Consider the following 4,998-nt stretch of genomic DNA (forward strand, 5'->3'; position numbering starts at 1 on the left):
GGGTATACTTCTGTGATTTGTCTATTGCAATACAGATCCGCGCCCGCTTGCACTCATCCATAGTTCGCGCTCTCACACTTGCGGTGTTGCCCGCTTTCTCGCTAGCAGCGCAAACAACTTGGCCGTTCGCCGGAAATGATCTGACCAATTCCCGATGGGCCTCCCAGGAATGTACGATCAACAAAACCAACGTGTCGGGATTATCCCCGGCCTGGATCTACACCGCGGCGGACGACGTTTCCGCCACTCCATCGGTCGACCTTTCCGGTAACGCTGTCTACTTTCCGGACTGGTCCGGATTAATCAACAAAGTCGATTCGAACCTCGGAACCCTGATCTGGTCCCACCCCATGACCGATTACGGATTGCAGCCCGGAGCCATTTCCCGGACAACTCCGACTTTAGTCGGCAATATGATCATTCTCACCGCGAGCGCGCCCCTGGCCAATCCCGTCGAAACGGGCGCTTACGTAATCGCGATCGATCCGTCTACGGGCAATTTGATTTGGAGTGTGAATGTCGGGTCCGGTATGACCTCGTTGATGACCGGCTCTCCGATGGTCTTTAACAACGTCATCTACGTTGGGGTGTCGTCGTCCGAGGAAAGGCTGACTAACCCCACGTTTCGGGGATTTGTCATCGCCCTGTCAGTAAGCACGGGCCAGACGATCTGGAAGACGTACATGACCCCGCCGGGATACACTGGCGCTCCCATCTGGTCGAGCACCCCGGCTGTAGATATTGCGCGGAACCAACTCTATGTAACGACGGGCAACAACTACCTGGTACCCGAGAGCGTGCAACAGTGTGAGCAGCACGCGGGTGCCAATACGAAAGCGGCGAAAGCCTGTCAGGCGCCGAGCAACTATGAGGATTCCATCGTCGCGCTGAATCTCAGCACGGGCGCAATCAACTGGGGTACCAAGTGTTCCGTCACCGATGCCTGGATCGGAGCCTGTCCCAACGGGCCGGCCTGCCCGGACCCGGAGGGCAAAGACTACGATTTCGGATCTGGTCCCAATTTCATGCCCGCCAGTGTGACCGGCGCGAGCACGGATCTGGTGGGCGCCGGCCAGAAGAGCGGCGTCTTTTGGGCATTGAATCCGGATAACGGCGATGTGGTCTGGAAGCAGTTTGTCGGGCCCGGCGGCCTGCTGGGCGGAATCGAGTGGGGCACCGCCGCCGATAATCAGAGGATTTACGTTGCCGTCGCCAACAGCGGTCACCAGCCCTACAGTCTCTATCCGACCGGCATGCCTTGGAACGGAGGCGCTTGGTCCGCTCTCGACATCGCCACCGGCGCAATTCTCTGGCAGACTCCGGACCTGGGCATGAACCCGATGCACCCCATGATTCCCGCGTTGGCGCTTGGCCCGGTAACGGTAGCCAATGGCGTCCTCTACGGCGCCTCCACCTCCGGAGAGATGTACGCGATGGACGCGTCCACGGGTAACGTGTTGTGGAGCTACCTCGCGCCCGGGTCCGTCAACGCCGCTCCCGCCATTATCAACGGTACCGTTTTCTGGGGCACCGGCTATCATCACTTCCCCGCAAAAGCCCCTATCGGTACGGCCTCAAACCGCTTCTATTCCTTCACTCTGAATCCTTAGTACGAGCTTCGCGCATTTGTCATGCGAGACTCGCGAAAATTGCGGATATAATTTACATTGGTTTGCCCCTAAAACGCCCGTAAAGGAATGTGCGTGAATCGATACCTACCCGTCTTTCTCAGTCTTCTGCTTACCTCGTCCGTAGCCGCCTTCGCGCAGTCAGGTCCGCCCTTCGTTGGAATCGGCGACAGTCTCGGTGAAGGAGATCAATCCGCCAACGCCTTCTCCTCTAGCCAGGAATCGGGTTACTTACCTCTCGTCGCCGCGCAGATCGGCGTGCCGTTCCAACTGCCTTTGATTCAAAGCTCCGATATCGGCTTTGTCGGACTGACCATCGGCCGCTCACGCATCGACACCTCGCTAGTTCCCGCCGACTTGGCGGTTTCCGGCGCGAACACCCAGGAAGTCCTTACAGCCACCGCTAGTCATCGCGCCAACAGCGAGGCCGGTCTCGTATTGCCGCCTTACTACGGTCAGAGCCAGGCCGCCATCGTCGGTTCCATTCATCCGACGCTGGTTTACTCCTGGGTTGGGAACGACGATCTAACGCCGTTGATTCTCGACTTTATGCATCTGAATGCCCCTTCGGGCGTCACCTCGCTCGCCGATTTCACCACGGAATATCAGCAGCTGATCGCGGAGTTGCAAGCGTCCGGCGCAAAGGTCGTCGTCGCCAACATCCCCGACCTGACTCAGGTCGGGTTTCTCTTCGACAACAGATACCTCACGAAATACACGGGCACGAATTACAAGCTGCCGAAGGGCTCCCTTACTACGCTCGGAGCGGTAATTCTTCTCGACCTCGGAGTCTTGACCGCTTCCGATCTTTCCAATCCCGCTTACGTTCTGGACGCGGCGGCGGTCAGTTCGATTCAGAGCCAGGTGACTGCGTTTAATCAAGTAATCAGTGACGCCGCGGCCACCGCCGGCTTTCCCTTGGTAGACGCCCACGCCTTGTTCGCGAGCTATATCACCAACCCGGTTACGATCGCCGGAGTGACGATCAACACCAACTACAATGGCGGCGCGTTCAGCCTCGACGGCTTGCATCCTTCCAACACCGGCTACGCGCTGATCGCGAATCAGTTCATCACGGTCTCGAACGAGGCGTTCGGAACCAGCGTACCGCTGATTTCCCCGAGCGCGTTGACCGCCATCGCGATGAACGACCCGTTCATCGATTTCACCGGCGCCGGCAAGGTTCCCGGCCGCCCCAAGTCCGGGCTGCTCGAGACCTTTGCTCCCTACTTCGGATTTTCGAATGGACCGCAGAGCACCGCTACTCCGAAGCTTACCCAGGCCCAGTTTATGAGCATGTACTATCAGCTCAAGGGTCTCAATCCCAATCAGAAGTGGCAACGGTCCGACATCATTAACGCGGTGGCGGATATCATCGGCGCTCCCGCCCAGTAGTCGGGCGATCTACTGATTTACGCCGCTCGCGAGGAACCCGCCGTCCACCGGAAGCACCACCCCATTCACGTACGTGATCGCATCCGACGATAGATAGACGGCGGCGCTTGCGATCTCGTCCGTCGTTCCAAACCTCCCGAGCGGCGTACGCGTCAGAAATTCCTGGCCGCGCTGCGTCTCATCCAGCAGCTTCGCGTTCAGTTCGGTGCGCACGACTCCGGGTGCAATGGCGTTGACGCAGATCCCATGCCGCGCCCACTCGATCGCCAGCGATTTGGTCAACGAGGCGATCGCCGCTTTGCTGGCGCAGTACGCGGCTACTTCGTACAGCGCGACGAACGTGGACAACGAAGCGATGTTGACGATGCGTCCGTACTTCTGTTCGATCATGTGCCGGCCGAAGATCTGACTGCACCGCAACGCACCCGTCACGTTGGTATCGAAGATCGAGTTCCATTCGTCGTCGGTCACGTCGAGCGTCGGCGTGCGCTTGGTCTTGCCCGCGCAGTTGACCAGGATATGAACCTGTCCGAACGCTTCGAGCGTGGCATCTCTCAGCTCCGTAATCGACTCGCGGTTTGAAACGTCCACCGGCTGTCGCAGCGATCGAGCGCCGCGCTGTTCCACCAGCGAAGCAACCTCGTCGCACTGTTCGCGACGCCGCCCCGTGGGCACGACATTTGCTCCCGCGTCAGCCAGCGCCAGCGCAATCGACTTCCCGATTCCCGACGTCGCCCCGACGACGACAGCGGTCCGGTCCTGCAAACTAAATATCGTGCTCACTCAGGCACTCACCTCAATCAGGATTTTCTGATACTGGCTGGGATTACCGCTCCATGCGGCGAAGGCTTCACCCGCTTCAGCGAAAGGAAAGACATGCGAGATCGCCGCGTCGATCGGAAACTTCCCCGCCCGCATCATCGCGATTACAGCCGCGAAGTCTTCCGGCTGGGCGTTCCGCGAACCCAGGATGTCGAGTTCCTTCTGCACGAACCAGCGCGTTTCATAGGCCACCGGTTCCTTGGCGTAGCCGATGTACACGACGCGCCCGGTCCAGGCGACCTCTTCGATGGCCGCGCGAAACGTTTGGGGCAGCCCGATCGCTTCGATGATCACGTCCGGTCCGAAACCGGAGGTCAATTCCTGCAAGCGCTCGTGGAGGGGTTCGCGGGCGGAGTGGATCGCATGCGTCGCTCCCGCGCGCTGCGCCAGTTCCAGCTTGCCGTCATCGACGTCGATCGCGATCACCTTCGCACCGCGAAACGCCGCACCGGAAACCGCTCCGAGACCGACGCCTCCGCACCCGAAGACGGCGACCGTATCGGACGGTGTCACACGTCCACGGCCGGCAGCATGGAACCCAACCGTTAAAGGCTCGACGATACTCAGATACCGCAACGGCAAGTCTTCCGCGACGATCAGTCGCGAATAAGGCACGTTGATCCATTCGGTAAGCGCCCCGTCGCGCTGCACGCCGAATGTCTGGTTGAACTGGCAGGCGTTGGGGCGGCCGCGCCGGCACGAAGCGCATTGGCCGCAATTGGTATAGGGCGAAACAGCCACGTTCATTCCGACGCGGATGCCGGCGGGCGCTTCGCCGTAGAGTGCTTCGACGGTGGCGGCGATCTCGTGACCGGGCACGCGGGGATAAGTCACCAGCGGATTGCGTCCGCGAAAGGTGCTGAGATCGGTGCCGCACAGACCCACCGACCGTACGCGTAGCAACGCCCCGCTCGCCTGGGGCTCGGGTTCCGGCCGGGTCTCGAAGTGCGATTGCTCCGGTTCGGGAATGACGAGGGCTTTCATATCGATCGAGTACCTTATCTTACAAGCACGCCCTACAATCAGGGTTGCAACTCGCGCCGCGCACTTACTTCTGGGTCTTCGCCTCACTCGCCGCCGTTCTCACGCTGACCCCCATCCGCTCCGGCGATCTGCCCGGCTACGACGACGCGCTCTACGCGCATATGGCGAA

At 60.1% G+C, this 4,998-nt stretch carries 4 protein-coding genes; 2 read left to right on the forward strand and 2 right to left on the reverse strand.

The features are described from left to right. Nucleotides 1-83: 83 nt before the first annotated feature. Together H1Y01_RS10505 and H1Y01_RS10510 are read left to right on the forward strand one after the other, a co-directional pair. Nucleotides 84-1,610 (forward strand): outer membrane protein assembly factor BamB family protein, encoded by a 1,527-nt coding sequence (locus H1Y01_RS10505; RefSeq protein ID WP_437179961.1) that lies wholly within the window; start codon nucleotides 84-86, stop codon nucleotides 1,608-1,610. Nucleotides 1,611-1,703: 93 nt separating this feature from the next. Further along, a complete protein-coding gene (locus H1Y01_RS10510) occupies nucleotides 1,704-3,023 on the forward strand; it encodes an SGNH/GDSL hydrolase family protein (protein ID WP_180540474.1) in 1,320 nt (439 codons plus the stop codon). A 9-nt stretch (nucleotides 3,024-3,032) separates the two neighbouring features. Here the strand turns inward: H1Y01_RS10510 and H1Y01_RS10515 are convergent, their stop codons facing one another. Together H1Y01_RS10515 and H1Y01_RS10520 are read right to left on the reverse strand one after the other, a co-directional pair. Next, nucleotides 3,033-3,806, reverse strand: coding sequence for an SDR family NAD(P)-dependent oxidoreductase (locus H1Y01_RS10515; RefSeq protein WP_180540475.1), 774 nt, complete (start codon nucleotides 3,804-3,806; stop codon nucleotides 3,033-3,035). Continuing rightward, nucleotides 3,807-4,829, reverse strand: a complete 1,023-nt coding sequence (locus H1Y01_RS10520; protein ID WP_180540476.1) for a zinc-binding alcohol dehydrogenase family protein — start codon at nucleotides 4,827-4,829, stop codon at nucleotides 3,807-3,809. Nucleotides 4,830-4,998 lie beyond the last annotated feature (169 nt).

Origin of the sequence: Nevskia soli (assembly GCF_903970205.1) — a bacterium.
Taxonomy (GTDB): Bacteria; Acidobacteriota; Terriglobia; order Bryobacterales; family Bryobacteraceae; genus Bog-113.